16 protein-coding genes and 1 tRNA gene are annotated in these 15,488 nt (G+C 73.3%); 7 read left to right on the top strand and 10 right to left on the bottom strand.

Going from position 1 to position 15,488, the window contains the following annotated elements:
• Positions 1-50 precede the first annotated feature (50 nt).
• Positions 51-629: a hypothetical protein gene (locus tag FHX32_RS08740; RefSeq protein WP_167180236.1), complete on the top strand. Its 579-nt coding sequence runs from the start codon at positions 51-53 to the stop codon at positions 627-629.
• A 97-nt stretch (positions 630-726) separates the two neighbouring features.
• Here FHX32_RS08740 and FHX32_RS08735 read toward each other — a convergent pair whose 3' ends face one another.
• Together FHX32_RS08735 and FHX32_RS08730 are read right to left on the bottom strand one after the other, a co-directional pair.
• A complete protein-coding gene (locus FHX32_RS08735) occupies positions 727-2,325 on the bottom strand; it encodes a ricin-type beta-trefoil lectin domain protein (protein WP_167180235.1) in 1,599 nt (532 codons plus the stop codon).
• A gap of 277 nt (positions 2,326-2,602) precedes the next feature.
• On the bottom strand, positions 2,603-4,771 hold the full coding sequence (locus FHX32_RS08730; RefSeq protein WP_167180234.1) for a hypothetical protein: 2,169 nt from the start codon (positions 4,769-4,771) through the stop codon (positions 2,603-2,605).
• Between the two features lie 121 nt (positions 4,772-4,892).
• On the opposite strand from FHX32_RS08730, the gene FHX32_RS08725 reads away from it, so the two are divergent.
• Positions 4,893-5,600: a glycosyltransferase family 2 protein gene (locus FHX32_RS08725; protein WP_167180233.1), complete on the top strand. Its 708-nt coding sequence runs from the start codon at positions 4,893-4,895 to the stop codon at positions 5,598-5,600.
• Positions 5,601-5,681: 81 nt separating this feature from the next.
• On the opposite strand, the gene FHX32_RS08720 is transcribed toward FHX32_RS08725, so the two are convergent.
• Complete coding sequence (locus tag FHX32_RS08720) at positions 5,682-6,581, bottom strand: transketolase (RefSeq protein ID WP_167180232.1); 900 nt, start codon at positions 6,579-6,581, stop codon at positions 5,682-5,684.
• A 2-nt stretch (positions 6,582-6,583) separates the two neighbouring features.
• Positions 6,584-7,309 (bottom strand): thiamine pyrophosphate-dependent enzyme, encoded by a 726-nt coding sequence (locus FHX32_RS08715; protein ID WP_167180231.1) that lies wholly within the window; start codon positions 7,307-7,309, stop codon positions 6,584-6,586.
• A gap of 46 nt (positions 7,310-7,355) precedes the next feature.
• Here FHX32_RS08715 and soxR point away from each other — a divergent pair, with 46 nt between their 5' ends.
• On the top strand, positions 7,356-7,820 hold the full coding sequence (soxR, locus tag FHX32_RS08710; RefSeq protein WP_167180230.1) for a redox-sensitive transcriptional activator SoxR: 465 nt from the start codon (positions 7,356-7,358) through the stop codon (positions 7,818-7,820).
• A gap of 13 nt (positions 7,821-7,833) precedes the next feature.
• On the opposite strand, the gene FHX32_RS08705 is transcribed toward soxR, so the two are convergent.
• Both FHX32_RS08705 and FHX32_RS34450 read right to left on the bottom strand, forming a co-directional pair.
• On the bottom strand, positions 7,834-8,811 hold the full coding sequence (locus FHX32_RS08705; protein ID WP_167180229.1) for an NAD(P)H-quinone oxidoreductase: 978 nt from the start codon (positions 8,809-8,811) through the stop codon (positions 7,834-7,836).
• 9 nt (positions 8,812-8,820) lie between these two features.
• Positions 8,821-9,045 carry a nucleoside/nucleotide kinase family protein gene (locus FHX32_RS34450; RefSeq protein WP_208418013.1) on the bottom strand — a complete coding sequence of 75 codons (225 nt, stop codon included), beginning with the start codon at positions 9,043-9,045 and terminating at the stop codon, positions 8,821-8,823.
• A 78-nt stretch (positions 9,046-9,123) separates the two neighbouring features.
• Here FHX32_RS34450 and FHX32_RS08695 point away from each other — a divergent pair.
• Positions 9,124-9,212, top strand: a tRNA-Ser gene (locus FHX32_RS08695).
• 80 nt (positions 9,213-9,292) lie between these two features.
• Positions 9,293-10,192, top strand: coding sequence for a 2-hydroxyacid dehydrogenase (locus FHX32_RS08690; RefSeq protein WP_486480971.1), 900 nt, complete (start codon positions 9,293-9,295; stop codon positions 10,190-10,192).
• Between the two features lie 111 nt (positions 10,193-10,303).
• Here the strand turns inward: FHX32_RS08690 and FHX32_RS08685 are convergent, their stop codons facing one another.
• A complete protein-coding gene (locus FHX32_RS08685; RefSeq protein ID WP_167180227.1) occupies positions 10,304-10,645 on the bottom strand; it encodes a VOC family protein in 342 nt (113 codons plus the stop codon).
• 48 nt (positions 10,646-10,693) lie between these two features.
• Positions 10,694-10,993, bottom strand: a complete 300-nt coding sequence (locus tag FHX32_RS08680) for a hypothetical protein (protein WP_167180226.1) — start codon at positions 10,991-10,993, stop codon at positions 10,694-10,696.
• 147 nt (positions 10,994-11,140) lie between these two features.
• Here FHX32_RS08680 and FHX32_RS08675 point away from each other — a divergent pair, with 147 nt between their 5' ends.
• A complete protein-coding gene (locus FHX32_RS08675; RefSeq protein ID WP_167180225.1) occupies positions 11,141-11,674 on the top strand; it encodes a YbhB/YbcL family Raf kinase inhibitor-like protein in 534 nt (177 codons plus the stop codon).
• Between the two features lie 118 nt (positions 11,675-11,792).
• On the opposite strand, the gene FHX32_RS08670 is transcribed toward FHX32_RS08675, so the two are convergent.
• The gene (locus FHX32_RS08670) at positions 11,793-12,503 is read right to left on the bottom strand and encodes a class I SAM-dependent methyltransferase (protein ID WP_167180224.1); all 711 of its coding nucleotides are present in this window, start codon (positions 12,501-12,503) and stop codon (positions 11,793-11,795) included.
• 211 nt (positions 12,504-12,714) lie between these two features.
• Between FHX32_RS08670 and FHX32_RS08665 the strand changes: the two genes are divergently transcribed.
• Positions 12,715-14,541, top strand: coding sequence for a DUF6311 domain-containing protein (locus FHX32_RS08665; protein ID WP_486480970.1), 1,827 nt, complete (start codon positions 12,715-12,717; stop codon positions 14,539-14,541).
• 24 nt (positions 14,542-14,565) lie between these two features.
• Here the strand turns inward: FHX32_RS08665 and FHX32_RS08660 are convergent, their stop codons facing one another.
• Entirely contained in the window at positions 14,566-15,348 is a 783-nt protein-coding gene (locus tag FHX32_RS08660; protein WP_167182433.1) for an IucA/IucC family C-terminal-domain containing protein, read from the bottom strand.
• Between the last annotated feature and the right edge of the window lie 140 nt (positions 15,349-15,488).

Below are 15,488 nucleotides of genomic sequence, written 5' to 3'. Positions count from 1 at the left end.
GCTCGCCGACGCGCGGCAGGCTGGCAGCACCACGGACGAGAGGGAGACTCATGGCACGTTGGGGAATCGCCGCCACCACGCTGCTCGCGGCCGCCACGCTCGGCGTCGCCGGCTGCGGCGCCGACCAGGTGGGCGGCCAGCCGGTCCGGGAGACCGCGGTGGAGGTCGCCGCGGCGATGGGCGCGGAGGGCCAGGCGCTGGCCGCGCTCGGCTTCGACGCCGGCGACCTGGAGGTGGACACCCTGGCCGCGTCCGCGTCGCCGTCCGCGACCGGGGAGAAGCCGCGGCGCGAGCGCGGCGAGGAGTGGCGCGAGCGCCGGAAGGCCCGGGTGCTGCTGCGCCGCAACACCCTGCACGGCGAGGCCGTGGTGCAGACCAAAGACGGTACGAAGACGATCGCCGTGCAGCGCGGCGAGGTGACCACGATCGACGGCGACTCGATGACCGTCAAGTCCACCGACGGCTTCACCATGACCTGGACGTTCGGCGACAAGCTGCGCGTCGTCGAGCGCCGCACCACGATCCGGTCCACCGACATCGAGATCGGCACCACCGTCGGCGTGGCCGGCGCCAAGGACGGCGACCGCGGGACGGCCCGCCTGATCGTCGTACCGCTCAAGCAGAACTAGCCTGCCCCCGCCCGCCACCCCAGGCCAGGGCGGGCGCACGTACAGAGAAAGAGTGGCTGTTCCGCGCGGAATGGCCACTCTTTCTCTGTACGTGCGATCAGTAGACCCGGGAGCCGATGAAGTCGTCGTGGCCGTAGCCGACCGGGTTGGCGAAGTTGCGGGACTCGAACGACCACTGCTGCCGGGTGCTCGTCGAGCAGGTGGCCAGCCGCAGCCGGGGGCTGCCCAGCCACGGGCTGTCGAACGCCAGACAGAGGTTGGTGTTGCCGGCCGCCTTGATCTGGTTGCCGGCCAGCACGAACTTCTGGTTGGCGCCGCCGTGGCAGTCGTAGATGTTGACGGCGGTGCCGGCGCTCAGCGTGCCGCCGGCCACGTCCAGGCAGCGGTCGTGGGAGAGCTCGGAGTGCAGCGACTGCCGCGTCGGGTCGTACCAGAAGCCCTGGTTGCGCCCGCCGTGACAGCCGTACGACTGCTGCGGGGTGCTGTTGCGCGAGTCGTAGCCCTTGCCGTCCACGCAGGTGCCGGTGGCGACGTTGCGTAGCTGCTTGAACTCGAACAGCCCCGGGTAGAGCACGCCGCTGCCGGTGCTGGCCGGGTCGACGCAGGTGGCCCGTTGCTGGCCCGCGTTCCAGAACTGGGTGATGCACTGGGCGAACATGCCGTGCCCCCGGTAGTTCGGGTGGAACGACTGCCGCGCCGCGTTCTCGTCCCAGATGCCGATCTCGATGAAGAGGCCGCGTACCGAGGTGTTGTCGGTGCACACCTCGTGCCCGTGGAAGAGCCGGCTGGCGTCCAGGTAGCGGGTGCCGGTGTTGGTGGCCGCCGCCCGGATGGCCGTCTCGAACAGCGGCACCGCCTTGTTCCGGGCGAACGCCGCGTCGGCCAGGTAGAGCAGGCAGCCGCCGGCGTACCAGCCGGGGAAGTTCGGGTTGTCCTCCACGTCCGGGCTGCCCGGGCTCGGGTACGACATGAGCACCAGCTCGTAGTCCGACCGCAGGTAACCGGCGTCGGTCATGGTCCGCCGGATGTCGGTGAGCGCGTCCTCGATCGCCCGCCGGCTGCCGTCGGTGCGGACCGTCCACTGGTCGGTGTACGTGGGGTAGCACGGGCCCTGGAAGAAGACCCGGCGGATGGTGCAGTCGGTGGCGACCGGGCCGAACTGGATCGTGCCGTCGCCGTTCGCGCCGACCACCACCCAGATCAGCTTGAGGTGCGTGTTCCGTGCCTTGATCGCCAGGTGGTCGCCCTGGTTCAGCTCGTTGTGCTGGGTCGGCCCGCCCCGGATCAGGTTCCACGGGGTCGCCCCGGAGCAGGCGATGTTGTACTTCTCGTCGGCGGCGATGCCGGTGCGGAACACCGCCTGGTCGTACGAGCGGTCGCACCAGTTGCCGGGTTCGTGGGTGCCGGGGACGTAGTTGCCCACCCCCTCACCCGAGATCTCGCTGTCGCCCATGGTGATCAGCGCGGTGCGGCGCTGTTCGATCGGGCGGATGGCGGGTGTGCCGTAGAGCGCGGTGGCCTCGGCGGCGCGGATCGCCTCCAGGTTCGCGGGGAGTGGCTGGATGGCCGGGCGGTCCGCCGCGGTGGCGGGGGTGGCCGGGCCGGCGAGCATCGGTAGGGCGAGAGCGGCGGCGAAGACGGCGGTGAGGGCCCGTCGTCGGGTCGCACGTTCGCGCCTGGCAGGGGAACCAAGCATCGACGCACTCCTTTCGCCTCGATCGTGGAATGTCGATCGAGTTACCGGAAGGTAACGCGCGTGATGCAGGTATGTGAATACGTCTCAGAATCCTTGCGCGCGGTCTGCCGAACCGGGCCATCCCGGCAATCCGCCCCCGCGGCGGGCCGGCCGGGACCGTCCCGCTCGGCCGGAGAGCGGGGGTGGGGGCGGTCGCTCTCAGCCGGGGGCATCGGGGCTCCGCGCTCAGCCGGGGCAGTGGGGCTCGACGCTCAGCCGGGGCAGTGGGGCTCGACGCTCAGCCGGCGGGCGGCAGCGCGTAGCCGACGTAGCCGCGGAACTCCAGCCGCCAGCCGGGCGGCACCAGCCGGGTGCAGACCGGCCGGCTGCCGGTGCAGACGATCGCGTCCACCGACGCAGGGTCGGCCGGCGGGCGTTCCGGCAGCACCGACTGGAGCGCGACCAGTTCCGGCGGCCGGCCGTCCGGGTCGCGCAGCAGCAGCCACCAGGGGTACTCCCAGTTGTCGTTCTGCTGCACCAGGCCGATCCGGCGGGCGTCGGCCGCCCGGACCGCCTCCGCCGCCCAGCGGAACTCCGCCGTCCACTGCGGACGCCGTAGGAACCGGGTGTCCCAGTCGCCGGTGGTGAAGACCGAGCCGGCGCCGACCAGCCGGCGCGGGAAGCCGTACGACACCGCGAGCACCCCGGCCAGCGCGCTGGTCGCCAGGACGGTGACCGCGAGCCCCAGCGCCACCGACCGCCGCCCGCTGCCGGCGGTGGCGGAGCGCCGGCGGAACAGCTCGTCCAGCCAGACGCCGGCCAGCGGCACGGCCAGCACCAGCGCGTACAGCAGCAGCCGGTTGCCCCACGGTTGCCACTTGATCATCGCGGTGTGCAGCAGCACGGCGCTCACCACCACCACCGCGTACGCGCGCAGCGTCCCCGCCCGCGCCGGGCTGACCCGGCCGGGCCGGGCCAGCGCGAACCCCGCCCCGAGCAGCGCCAGCGCGCCGGCCAGCGGGAAGGCCACCCGGTCCTCGTCCGGATACCAGGACGGCACCGGGAAGGTCTCCCGCCCGAACGTGGTGGCCCGGTCCTGCGGGTCCACCCCGATCAGCCCGGCCCCGCCGACGATCGCCTCCGCGCCGGCCCGGCGCAGCGGCGCCAGCGGCGTGTCGAACGCGGTGTGCCCGATCCGCAGCGCGTTGACCAGAATGGATCCCGGATCGTGCCGCTCCATCGGGATGGACTCGCGCAGCCGGGGCGGGCCGAGCGGGTGGCCGAACTCGACGGTCACCCGGGCCAGGAACGGGCCGACCACCGCCGCGGCGACGGTGAGGATCAGCACCGACCCGGCCACCGTACGGACCGTGCCGGCCACCCGGGCCGCGGGCCGGTCGAGGTAGGCCAGGCGCAGCTGGGCGAGGCCCCAGAGCACCAGCAGCGGACCGACGGCGACCAGCCCACTGGTCTTGGTGACCGCGGTCAGCCCGGTGGCCGCGCCCAGCCCGAGCAGGGTGCCCGGCCCGGTGCGCCGGTGCAGCCCGTCCAGCGCCAGGGTGGCCGCGCAGGCCACCCAGGCGGCGCAGACCAGGTCGGTCTGCGTGCTGGTCGCCTGCAGCGCCACCATCGGCGTGGTGGCCAGTACGAACGCGGTGAGCAACTGGGCCCGCCGGCCGCCGCCGAGCTGGGCGGTGATCCGGGTGCCGACCAGCAGGCAGCCCACCATGGCCGCCCACTGCACCAGATTGTGCAGCGCGTCCCCGCCGGTGAACAGGCGCAGGTGCAGCAGCAGGTACTCGGCCCCCGGCGGAATGGTCACCTGCCGGTGGATCGCGGTGGGCCAGAAGTCCAGGTCGCCCTGCGCCACCCAGTGCTCCACCTTGGGCAGGTGGTAGGTCTGCGAATCGAAGTTGTTCGGCTCGGCCAGCAGCGCGACCAGCAGCTCGACCAGGACCAGCCCGCCCACGGTGCCGGCGAGCAGCCGCTCGCCTCGACCCGCCGTACGCCACCACCCGCTCAGCCGGGTCGACCAGCCGGCGCGGTCCGGTGCGGGCGAGCCAGCCGCGGCGGCCGGGCAGGTCGGCCCGGGGCCGGCGGTGGGCGGCGGGCCGGCGGCGGCGGCCCGGGCCGGCTCGGCAGCCCCCACCCTGGCCAGCGCACCGGGCCGGGCGGCGGCGACCGGGCCGGCCGGGCCCGCCTCCCGGCGGCGGCGCCAGGTCACGGCCGTGCCGGCGGCGGCCAGGAAGAGCAGCCAGGCGACCGCGAACGCGAGCCGGGTGAGTAGCCCCAGCGCGCCGAGCAGTTCCACGGTGAGCACCGCGTAGGCGCCGGTCACCAGGGCGGCCCGGACCACGGCCAACCGCAGCGGCGCCATCGTGCCCGGCGCGGCCGGCCGCAGCGCGACGGTCAGCAGGAGAAGCGCGGCGACGGGCGCCAGGGCGAGCGGGTAGCCGGCTGCCGACATGGCCGGAAGTAAACCATCCGCCGCCCGCCGCGGCGGCCGACGCCCCCGGTGGCGGACACCACCGCGCTGACCTGCCAGGCTAGGCTAGGCCCGACATATTGCCGCCACCGTGGAGATTCCCGTGAAGCTCTCGATCCTCATGCCGGTCTACAACGAGGAAGAACGCATCGCGGATGCCCTGAAGCAGGCATTGGCGGTCGATTACCCCTGCGAGATCGAGCTGGTCGTGGTCGACGACGGCAGCCGGGACGGCACCGGTGAGATCCTCGGCCGCGCCGACGACGCCCGACTGCGGGTGATCACCCACCCGCGCAACGCGGGCAAGGGCGCGGCCATCAAGACAGCTGTCGACAATGCCGAGGGTGACTACCTGGTCATCCTCGACGCCGATCTGGAGTACGACCCGCAGGACATCCCCAAGCTGCTCGACCCGGTGCTCGACGGCCGGGCGACGGTGGTTTACGGCAATCGCACGTTCGGCAGCCACAGCGCCTACAGCTTCTGGTACGTGATGGGCAACAAGGGCGTCACGATGGCGGCGAACGTGCTGTTCAACTCCTACATCGGCGACCTGGAGACCTGTTTCAAGCTGATGCCGGTGGCCCTTTACCGCTCGCTCGACATCCGCTCCCGCGGTTTCGGGATGGAGGCCGAGGTGACCGGCAAGCTGCTGCGTCGCCGGATCCGCCCGTACGAGGTGCCGATCAGCTACCGGGCGCGGGGCCGCGAGGAGGGCAAGAAGATCACCTGGAAGGACGGGGTCGAGGCGCTCTGGATCCTCGGCCGCGAGCGCACCCGCCGCCGCCCCGTCGGCACCCCGACCCACTGACTTCCCGGCCCGCCCCACCCGGCGGGCCGCTCCGTGTGACCACTCGACCCGCCCGCCGCGCGGCCCGCTCAGGGTGGTCGCTCAGCGCGCCGGTGCCAGCGCCGGCGCCAGGAACTCGCTCACCGACCGGCGCAGCCCGGCCGCGTCCAGCCCGTGCCAGCGGGTGTGGTCCTCGGCCGAGCCGTAGCGGCGCAGCTCCTGCCGAGCCACCCCGAGTGCCAGCAGCCGGTGTGGCCGGTCGGCCAGCGCCGCCGACACCACCCGGGCCGACGTCCCGGCCAGGTAGGGCTCGACCAGGATCACCTCGGCGCCGGCCAGCGCCCGCAGCCCCGCGACGTCGAACGGCCGGGGCCGGTGGGTGTACGCCACCGAGACCCCCAGGTCCGCCGCCGCGGCGAGCGCGGCGTCCAGCACCGGCCCGACCGCGACCAGCAGCGGCGCGCCCGGCCCGGCGTCCCGGACCAGGTCGAGCGTGCCGTCGCCGCCGCGCGGCCGGCCGTTGTGCAGCGTGGAGAGGCGCAGGTAGGCCGAGCCGTCGGCGGCCACCGCGGCCCGCAGCAGCGCCGGCACCTCGCCGGGGTGCCCGGGGACGTGCACCGTCCAGCCGTGCAGCGTGTCGATCAGCGACACGTCGGCCGGGGCGAGGTGGGTGCGCCCGGCGGCCGCGCGGTCGTACGACGCGCCGACGCTGACCAGCACGGCGCTCGCCCCCTGGTGGTCCAGGTCCAGCTTGAGCTGCTCGTACGCCCGCTCGACGAGGAACGGGGCGTAGCTGTGCACGATCGGCCGCAGCCCGGTCAGCGCGAGCCCGCCGGCCACGCCGACCATCAGTTGTTCCCGGATCCCGACGTTGAGCACCCGGTCCGGGTGCCGCCGGGCGGCCGGAACGAACGCGGCGGCGGATATGTCGGCGAGCACCAGCGCGGTACGCGGGTCCTCGGCCAGCAGCGCGGTGGTGGTGTCGACGAAGCTCTCCCGCATGGTCACTCCCCGGAGTCGACGACCGCGACGACGACGTGCGGCCGGTGGTTGTCCTGCCCGGTCAGGGCGGTGTGCAGGGCGTCGTGGTCGCGCCCGTCGACGGTGGCGGCGGTCCAGCCGTTCACGGTGAACCGGGACGCCGCGCCGCCCGGCCAGCCGTGGGTGGCCGAGGAGTTGTCCACCACCACGGCGGTCAGGTTCGCCAGCCCGGTCGCCCCGGCGTACGCGATCGCCTCGTGGTTGGAGCCCTCGTCCAGTTCCGCGTCACCGAGCAGCACGTACACCCGGGGGGTGAGCAGGCCCTGGGCGCGCAGCCCGAGCGCGGTGCCCACGCCGAGCCCGAGGCCGTGGCCGAGCGAACCGGAGCCGATCTCCACGCCGGGCACCAGCAGCCGGTCCGGGTGGTCGCCGAGCCGGCTCGCCGGACCGCCCTGGTCGTCGAGCCAGTCGAGCGGGACGAAGCCCTTGGCGGCGAGCACCGCGTAGTAACCGGCCACGGCGTGGCCCTTGGAGAGCAGGAAGCGGTCCCGTTCCGGGTCGTCGACGGTCGCCGGGGTGATCCGGAGGATCCGGTCGTAGAGCACCCAGAGCACGTCGACCGTGGAGTAGACGTTGGCGCCGAACTCCCGGCCGGCCCGGATCCGGTCGAGCAGCGGCGCCACGGGCGCGGGGAGCCGTGGCCCGGGCGGGGCGCCGGCCCGGCCCGAACTGGCGGTCATCGTGGTCATGCGGCTAGCCTGCAAGTTGAAGTGGACTTCAACTCAAGGCGACGTGATGCACGAGTCTCTGACCATCGGCCAGCTTTCCGACCGTAGCGGGGTGGCGCCCTCGGCGCTGCGCTACTACGAGCGGCTCGGGCTGATCCGGGCCGAACGCACCGGCGGCAACCAGCGCCGGTACGCCCGCGGCGAGCTGCGCCGGGTGGCGTTCATCCGGATCTCCCAGCAGGTCGGTATCTCGCTGGACGAGATCCGGGCGGCGCTGGAGTCGCTGCCCGCCTCGCGTACGCCCACCGCGGACGACTGGTCGCGGCTCTCCACCACCTGGCGGGAGCGGCTGGACGAGAAGATCCGGCTGTTGACCAAGCTCCGCGACGACCTGGACGGCTGCATCGGCTGCGGCTGCCTGTCGTTGCAGCGCTGCACCCTCAGCAACCCCAGCGACGCGCTGGCCGGCGAGGGCCCCGGCCCTCGGCTGATGCTGCGCCGCCCGGCCGCCGACCCGGCCCACGCCGGGTAGGCCGCCACCCGGGTCACCCCGTGGTCAGCAGGACCTTGCCCACGTGCTCGCTGGTCTCGCACAGCTGGTGCGCCTCGGCCGCCCGGCTCATCGGCAGCCGGCGGTCCACGATCGGCCGGATCCGGCCCGCCTCGATCAGCGGCCAGACCTGCTCGCGCACCCCGCGGACGATCTCCGCCTTCTCGGCGACGGGCCGGGACCGCAGCGCCGTCGCCGTCACCGTGCCGCGCTTGGCCAGCAGCGCACCGAGGTCCAGTTCGCCCTTGCGCCCGCCCTGCAGGCCGATCACCACCAGCCGGCCGCCGGTGGCCAGCGCCGCCACGTTCCGGCCCAGGTAGGAGGCGCCGATGATGTCGAGGATCACGTCCGCGCCCCGGCCGTCGGTGACCCGGCGGACCTCCTCGACGAAGTCCTGCTCCCGGTAGTCGACGGTGTGCGTGGCGCCCAGCTCGCGCAGCACCTGATGCTTGACCGTCCGGGCGGTCACTACCACGGTCGCGCCCAGCGCCGTCCCGAGCTGGATGGCGAAGGTGCCGATCCCGCTGCCCCCGCCGTGCACCAGCAGCGTCTCGCCCGCGCCGAGCCCGGCCAGCCGCACCACGTTCGACCAGACCGTGCAGGCCACCTCGGGCAGCGCGGCGGCGTCGACCGGGTCGACCCCGGCCGGCACCGGCAGCAGCTGGCCGGCCGGCACGGCGACCCGCTCCGCGTACCCGCCGCCGGCCAGCAGCGCGCAGACCTCCTGGCCGACCCGCCACCCGGTCACGTCGGGGCCGAGCGCGCCGATCACCCCGGCGCACTCCAGACCGGGGTACGCGGACGCGCCCGGCGGCGGCGGGTAGTGCCCCTGCCGTTGCAGCAGATCCGCCCGGTTGACCGCGCTGGCCCGGACGTCCACCACCACCTCGCCCGGGCCGGGCTCGGGGTCGGGGACCTCGCTCCAGACCAGTGCCTCGGGTCCGCCCGGTTCCGGGATCGTGATCGCGCGCATGTGTCGTTCCTACCCCACCCGGCCGTCGGTCCACGCCCGGGCCAGGATCTCGTCCACCGTCTCCTCGGGCGGCTGCGCCGAGGTGTCCAGCCAGAGCCCGATCCGGGGCGTCTGCGTCCGCAGGTCGGCGTCGAGGTCGGCGACCGGCCAGTTTTCGGCCACAGTGGACTTGCCGGCGGCCATGATTCCGGTAATCAGCACGACGGCCGGGGTCTGCCACACGGCGTCGGTCATCCCGGTCCGGCTGGCGCGCCCGGACGGCAGCCGTGGCAGACTAGGCACGGCCGCGCACCCCGTCGGGTCCGTGGCCCGGGAGGGTTCGCCTAGTGGCCGATGGCGCTGGTCTTGAAAACCGGTAAGGGCAGCGATGTCCTTCGTGGGTTCGAATCCCACACCCTCCGCCGCTCGGAACCCGGCTCGCCCACTCCGGCTCGTCGGGCGCGGGCTGGCCGGCTCGGCCCGATCCAGCATGATTGGCGCCGTGCGCTACTTGATCTCTCATCCCGACGCGGTGACCGAGCTCGGCGAGCTGGACGTCGCGCTGTACGACGGCACCCAACCCGTGCCCGGCAACCTGGACGACGTCGAGTTCTACGCGGTGCCGTACGGGATCATCGATCCGCGCTTCTGCGAGCCGATCGCCCGGATGCCCCGACTCAAGGTGGTACAGACGGTGACCGCCGGCTACGACCACGTCCTGCCGTACCTGCGGCCCGGCCTGACGCTGGCCAACGGCCGGGGCGTGCACGACGCGGCCACCGCCGAGCTGGCGCTGGCGCTCACCCTCGCCGCCCGGCGCCGGCTGCCGGACTTCGTCCGGGCACAGGGCGAGGGCCGCTGGGCCTCCGGTTGGTCGGCCGGGCTGGCCGACGCGCGGGTGCTGATCGTCGGGTACGGATCGATCGGCGCCGCGATCGAGCGCCGCCTTGCCGGGTTCGAGGTGGAGATCAGCCGGGTGGCCCGGAGCGCCCGCCCCGGCGTGCGGCCGGTTTCCGAACTTCCGGAGCTGTTGCCGCGAGCGGATGTCGTCATCCTGGCGACGCCACTGACCCCGGCGACCGAGGGCCTGGTGGACAAGGACTTCCTCGCCCGGATGGCCGACGGCGCCCTGCTGGTGAACGTGGCGCGGGGGCCGGTGGTGGACACCGCCGCGCTGCTCGCGGAGCTCGACGCGGGCCGGCTGCACGCCGCCCTGGACGTCACCGAACCCGAGCCGCTGCCCGCCGACCACCCGCTCTGGTCCGCCCCGAACGTGCTGATCAGCCCGCACGTCGGCGGCCTGACCGCCGCGTTGGCGCCCCGGGCCCGCCGGCTGCTGGTCGACCAGGTCCGGCGGTACGCGGCGGGCGAGCCGCTTGCGAACGTCGTCGTCGGGCCGTAACCCCCGGTGCCACGAGGCCGCGCCCCCGCGCAGCGCGAACGCGTCGGGGGTGGTCTCCTGTGCCGTCCCGCCTGCGCCGGATCGGTCCCGGCGGCCGGGCTCGGGTGCCGGTCAGAGCGGGGGGCCGCCGAAGCCGATCTCGTTCCCGTCGGGATCGACGTAGATGGCCTTCCGCACGCCGTTCTCGTACGTCTCCCGCTGCGCCGGCTCGACTCCCCGCCCGGCCGCCTCGGTCAGCAGGGCGTCCAGGTCGTCGACGAAGACGGTGTGCATGGCGTGGCCGGCGCGGTCGGGCCGTAGTTCGATGTACACCCACCGGTGCTCGGCGAGTTCCCACACCGCCTCCCGGTCGTTGGGGACGAACGACGGCGGGGCGCCGAGCAGCCGTTCGTACCAGGCCAGCGCGGCGGCGTAGTCGGTGACAGGTATTCCGGCGAACAGGTCGAGAGCCATCCGGCGAGGGTAACGGCTCACCGACCAGGGCAGATGCCAGGCGATCCGTCAGCCCTCGTCCGCCGCCTCCGGTCGCCGCACCCCGCCCGCCGGTCCGGTGAGGTGTTCGCCGCTCGCCGGCTCTGTCGGCCGATCGTCGTCTGTCGGCTCGGCATGGCGGTTCGGCCCATCATCGTCCGTCGGCTCGGTAGGGCGGTCCGGTCCGGCGGGCCGCCGTTCCTGCTCGCGGATCTTCTCCTCGGCGAGCCGCCGCACCGCCCGTCCGCGTTCGGCGCGCAGCGCCGCCTCGTCGGGGCGGCGGGCCGCGGCGACGAGGGCCTTGCAGAAGTCACGCCAGATGGACGTCAAGGGGTGGTCCTCCCGAGGAGGATTGTTCCGTGGCGACGGTCCCACCCGGACCGGCGGATCGGCCGGACAAGGGGAGCTTCCGGTCGATGATCGGGCGCTGGCGAGGTAAGAAAGGGCAGGAAACCGTTCACCGGAAGGACCCGTTCGATGACCCTGGAACGACCGATCGCCCCGGACCCCTACGAGCTGCTACCGACCGTGTCGGCGTTCGCCCTCATCAGTGACGACGTGCAGAACGGCGAGCCGATGGACGCCACGTTCGCGCACGGCAGCGTCGGGGGCGACAACCTCTCGCCGCAGCTCGCCTGGTCCGGCTTCCCGGCGGAGACCCGGGGCTTCGTGGTGACCTGCTTCGACCCGGACGCGCCGACCGGCAGCGGATTCTGGCACTGGGTGCTGGTCAATCTGCCGGCCGACGTGACGTCGCTGCCGCGCGGGGTCGCCGAGGCGGACCTCGGCGGCGCGTTCAGCGTGCGCAACGACTACGGCGAGCGGGGCTACGGCGGGGCCGCGCCGCCGGCCGGCGACCGCCCGCACCGCTACGTCTTCGCGGTGCACGCGCTCGACGTCGACCGGCTCGACCTGACCCCCGACGCCTCCCCCGCCTACGTCGGCTTCAACCTCACCTTCCACACCCTCGCCCGCGCCGTAACCCGCCCCACCTACCAGATCAAGCAGTAACCCACCCACCCCCGCCCCACCCCCGTTGATCATGAAGTTGTTGCCGCGACACGCCGATCCGGTGGGCAACAACTTCATGATCGACGGGCCCAGCAGGCCCGGGGGCGGGGGGCGGGGGTTAGGCGGGGACGCGGGCTACGGCGAAGACGGACTGGCCGAAGGGTGGGCGGACCAGTTGCTCGGCGGCCTTGGTGGCGGGCAGCACGAGGGTGTCGTAGACCTTCACCATCGGGCCCTCCTTCGGCATCAGCCGGAAGACCTTGGTGGCCATGAAGTAGCCGATCAGGCCGAGCGCGTTGGCGTAGTGGATCGTCTCGACCTCGAGGCCGGCCTCGGTCATCGCGGCGGCCAGCGTCTTCTTGGTGTAGCGACGGACGTGCCCGGTGGCGATGTCCGCCGGGCTCATGGCGAACTGGAACGCGGGCACGATGATGATCACCGCGCCGCCCGGGCGGACCAGGTCGCGCATGCTGCGCAGCGCGCCCACGTGGTCCTCGATGTGCTCCAGCACGTTGTACGACACGGCCGCGCTGTAGTCGCCCCGCTCCGAGTGCGGCAGCAGCATCTGCCGAACCTCGATGGTCGGCTGCTCGGCGAGGCGCTCCTTGAGCGAGACCAGCCGGTCCGGGTCGGCCTCGGTGGCGGTGAACCGGGGCAGCCGGGTGGCCCACTCCAGGGCGTAGTCGCCCAGGCCGCTGCCGATCTCGATCGGGTTGTCACCGAGGTACGGCAGGGCCAGCTCGACGAACCAGCGACGGTGGTTGACGGCGGTCGCGAGGCCCTCCAGGACCTCGGACTGGACGCGCTGATCCCCGGTGATTTCTGCCATGCGTCGATTCCTCACGATATGACTCGACCCGCGCCTGAACCGACAGAGTGAATCATCCGCGCAGAGGACGGAAGAATCGGGGCACCGTTGGTGGCCGAAATGTGGTCGGGGGTCGGACGCGTGATCGCGGGCGGCGAACCCGGCACATGGTAGTGCAGTACCCCGAAACATGTCACGGTGCCGCCTTCTCGTGACTACGCTCCGAATTGTCATGACTACTCCCGAATCGGACCTCCCCGTCGGCGAGGCCTCGCCCGGGTCGCCGGAGGGCGGGCTCGACCGGGGCGTACGCCACCGGAAGGGGTGGTGGACCGACCTCGCCGCGGTGCTGAGCTTCGTCGCGCTCGCGTTCTGGATCACCGCGCGACTCTGGCTCGATCCCCGCCAGGGCATCCGGGACAACCCCTCGGACCAGGCGCAGTTCGAGTGGATGATGGCACACGGCGCGCGGGTCGTGACCGATTTTGCCTATCCCTTCTTCTCGGACCGGATGAACGTCCCGGACGGCGTCAATTTGATGGCAAATACGTCGGTATTATCCGTTTCATTGCCAATGACGCCGATCACCCTCCTGCTCGGCCCGCGCGCCTCATTCCTGCTCTTCCTCACGTTCGGAATGATCGCCACGGCCACCGCCTGGTACTTCGTCCTCTCCCGGGTGCTCATCGGCGCCCGCGGGCCGGCCTGGTTGGGTGCCGCCTTCTGCGCGTACGCGCCGGCGATGGTGTCGCACGCCAACGCCCACCCGAACATCGTGTCCCAGTTCGTCGTCCCGCTGATCGTCTGGCGCACCGTACGGCTGGCCGAGCCCGGCCGCTGGCTGCGCAACGGGTTGCTGCTCGCGCTGGTGATCGTCTGGCAGTCCTTCCTCAACCTCGAGATCCTGCTGATGACCGCGATCGGCCTGGGCGTGGTGGTCGCCGCGCTCGCCCTCGGCCGGCCCGCCCTGCGCCGGTGGGCCCGCCCTTTCCTGGCCGGGCTGGGCGTGGCCGCCGCGGCCAGCGCGGTGGTCCTGGCGTACCCGCTCTACGTGCAGTTCTTCGGTCCCGGCGCCTACCAGGGGCTGTCCCGGCTGATCCGTGGCTACTCCACCGACCTGGTGTCGTTCGTCGCCTTCTCCCGGGAGTCGCTGGCCGGCGACAACCGCAGCGCGGCCGGCCTGGCCAAGAACCCGACCGAGGAGAACGCCTTCTTCGGCTGGCCCCTCGCGGTGCTGGTGGTGGCGCTGGTCTGGTGGTTGCGGCGCAACGTGGTGGTGCTCGGCCTGGCCGCGCTCGGGCTCTTCTTCGGCCTGCTCTCGCTGGGCCGGGAGATCCGCTTCAACGGCCGGGAGACGGGGATCCCCGGCCCGTGGGCGGCGCTGGAGAACCTGCCGATCCTGCACTCGGTGGTGCCGACCCGGTGGTCGCTGGCGCTCACCCCGGTGATCGGGCTGCTGCTCGCGTACGGCGCGGAGTGCGTCCGTACGCTCGCCGCCCGGTTCCCCGCCGCCCGGCCGCAACTCCGCTTCGCCACCGCCACCGTGCTGACCATGGCCCTGCTGCCGTTGCTGCCCACCCCGCTGCCGGCGGAACGGCTCGACCCGGTGCCCGCCTTCGTCACCTCCGGCGCCTGGCGGCCGTACGTGGCCGGCGGCCGGAGCGTGGTGACCCTGCCGCTGCCGGACACCAACTACGCCGAGCCACTGCGCTGGTCCGCGACGACCCGGCTGGAGATGCCCATCGCGCGCGGCTACTTCCTCGGGCCGGACACCCGGCCGGGCAGCGAGGAGCGGGGGGCCGCCCTGTTCACCGCCCCGCCCCGGCCGACCAGCAGCTACTTCGCCATCATCCGGAGCACCGGCGCGGTGCCGCCGATCACCCCGCAGGCGCGGGTGAACGCGGTCGACGACCTGCGGTACTGGCGGGCGGGCGTGGTGATTCTCGGTCCGCACCCGCAGTCCGCCGCGCTGCGCCGGGGGATGACCGAGCTGACCGGGATCCGCCCGGAGCGCGCCGGCGGCGTGTGGGTCTGGGACGTACGCCCGCTCACCGACTGACCGCCCGGGGCCGCGCCGGCGGGGTCAGGACTGGCGGACGCAGCAGCCCTGGCAGATCTTCGGCTTCGGCAGGGTGAAGGCCAGGCAGCAGGTGCGCCGCTGCACCGTCGGCTCGCCCGCCGGGCCGGGCACCAGCTCCACCAGGCCGCTCAGGTCAAGCGCGGTGAGCAGCGTGTCGATGCTCTCGACGGAGGAGCCGGGCAGCCCGTCGGCGGCCCGCAGGATGCCGTGCGCGATGCCGGAGGCAACCGACCCGAGCAGGGTCCGGGTGCCGATTCGCACCTCGGCCTGGATCGCCTCGATCATCGGAGCCAGGTGGGCGTCGAGCAGGGAGGCGCGCAGCGCGCCGAGCAGCTCCGTCTCGCCGGCCACCACCCGCACCTCGGGCAGGCCGGAGACCGCCAGCGGGTCGCCGGGCAGCACCGCGACGGTGGTCGAGCGGCGCAGGCCCAGAGTGAGCAGCGGGCGGTGGTCCTCGAAGTGGATCAGCACGTCGGCCGGGTCGAAAAGCGGCACCCGCCGGGCGGACGCCCAGCCGAGCACCACCGGCAGCGCGGTCCAGTAGCTGTACGACTTCCAGGCCAGCGCGGCGCAGGCGTGCGGGGTGCCGCCCCAGCGCTGCGTGGCGGCGTGCAGGAACTCGGGCAGCCGGCTGCCGTCGACCAGGGTGGTCGCGGGGCTCCAGCCGTACTCGTCGGTGACCAGCAGGCCGGGCATCAGGCCGGGCACGTCGTCGGTGCCGAACATGGCCCGCAGGGTGGCGGTGACCGGCGCGAGCGGTGCGGTGGCGACCTGGCGCCCCGGCATCACCGCTGTCATCCGAATCGTCCCCCGTCCGAAGCACCCTTGCTGAGCTAAGGCTAGCCTAACCACGCCTCGGGCGCTAAGGGAAGCCTCACCTGGGTCGGTCGCGGGAGGCCCCGGTCACTCCGGTCGGCCGGCGTCGA

It is taken from the genome of Micromonospora sp. CNZ280, assembly GCF_011759515.1.
This window is presented reverse-complemented; position numbering and strand designations above follow the sequence as displayed.

Excerpts from the sequence above, each read along its gene's own strand:
- FHX32_RS08740 (WP_167180236.1), top strand. The coding sequence starts at position 51 with ATGGCACGTTGGGGAATCGCCGCCACCACGCTGCTCGCGGCCGCCACG.
- FHX32_RS08735 (WP_167180235.1), bottom strand. The coding sequence starts at position 2,325 with ATGCTTGGTTCCCCTGCCAGGCGCGAACGTGCGACCCGACGACGGGCC.
- FHX32_RS08730 (WP_167180234.1), bottom strand. The coding sequence starts at position 4,771 with ATGTCGGCAGCCGGCTACCCGCTCGCCCTGGCGCCCGTCGCCGCGCTT.
- FHX32_RS08720 (WP_167180232.1), bottom strand. The coding sequence starts at position 6,581 with ATGCGGGAGAGCTTCGTCGACACCACCACCGCGCTGCTGGCCGAGGAC.
- FHX32_RS08715 (WP_167180231.1), bottom strand. The coding sequence starts at position 7,309 with ATGACCACGATGACCGCCAGTTCGGGCCGGGCCGGCGCCCCGCCCGGG.
- soxR (WP_167180230.1), top strand. The coding sequence starts at position 7,356 with ATGCACGAGTCTCTGACCATCGGCCAGCTTTCCGACCGTAGCGGGGTG.
- FHX32_RS08705 (WP_167180229.1), bottom strand. The coding sequence starts at position 8,811 with ATGCGCGCGATCACGATCCCGGAACCGGGCGGACCCGAGGCACTGGTC.
- FHX32_RS34450 (WP_208418013.1), bottom strand. The coding sequence starts at position 9,045 with ATGACCGACGCCGTGTGGCAGACCCCGGCCGTCGTGCTGATTACCGGA.
- FHX32_RS08685 (WP_167180227.1), bottom strand. The coding sequence starts at position 10,645 with ATGGCTCTCGACCTGTTCGCCGGAATACCTGTCACCGACTACGCCGCC.
- FHX32_RS08675 (WP_167180225.1), top strand. The coding sequence starts at position 11,141 with ATGACCCTGGAACGACCGATCGCCCCGGACCCCTACGAGCTGCTACCG.
- FHX32_RS08670 (WP_167180224.1), bottom strand. The coding sequence starts at position 12,503 with ATGGCAGAAATCACCGGGGATCAGCGCGTCCAGTCCGAGGTCCTGGAG.
- FHX32_RS08665 (WP_486480970.1), top strand. The coding sequence starts at position 12,715 with ATGACTACTCCCGAATCGGACCTCCCCGTCGGCGAGGCCTCGCCCGGG.
- FHX32_RS08660 (WP_167182433.1), bottom strand. The coding sequence starts at position 15,348 with ATGCCGGGGCGCCAGGTCGCCACCGCACCGCTCGCGCCGGTCACCGCC.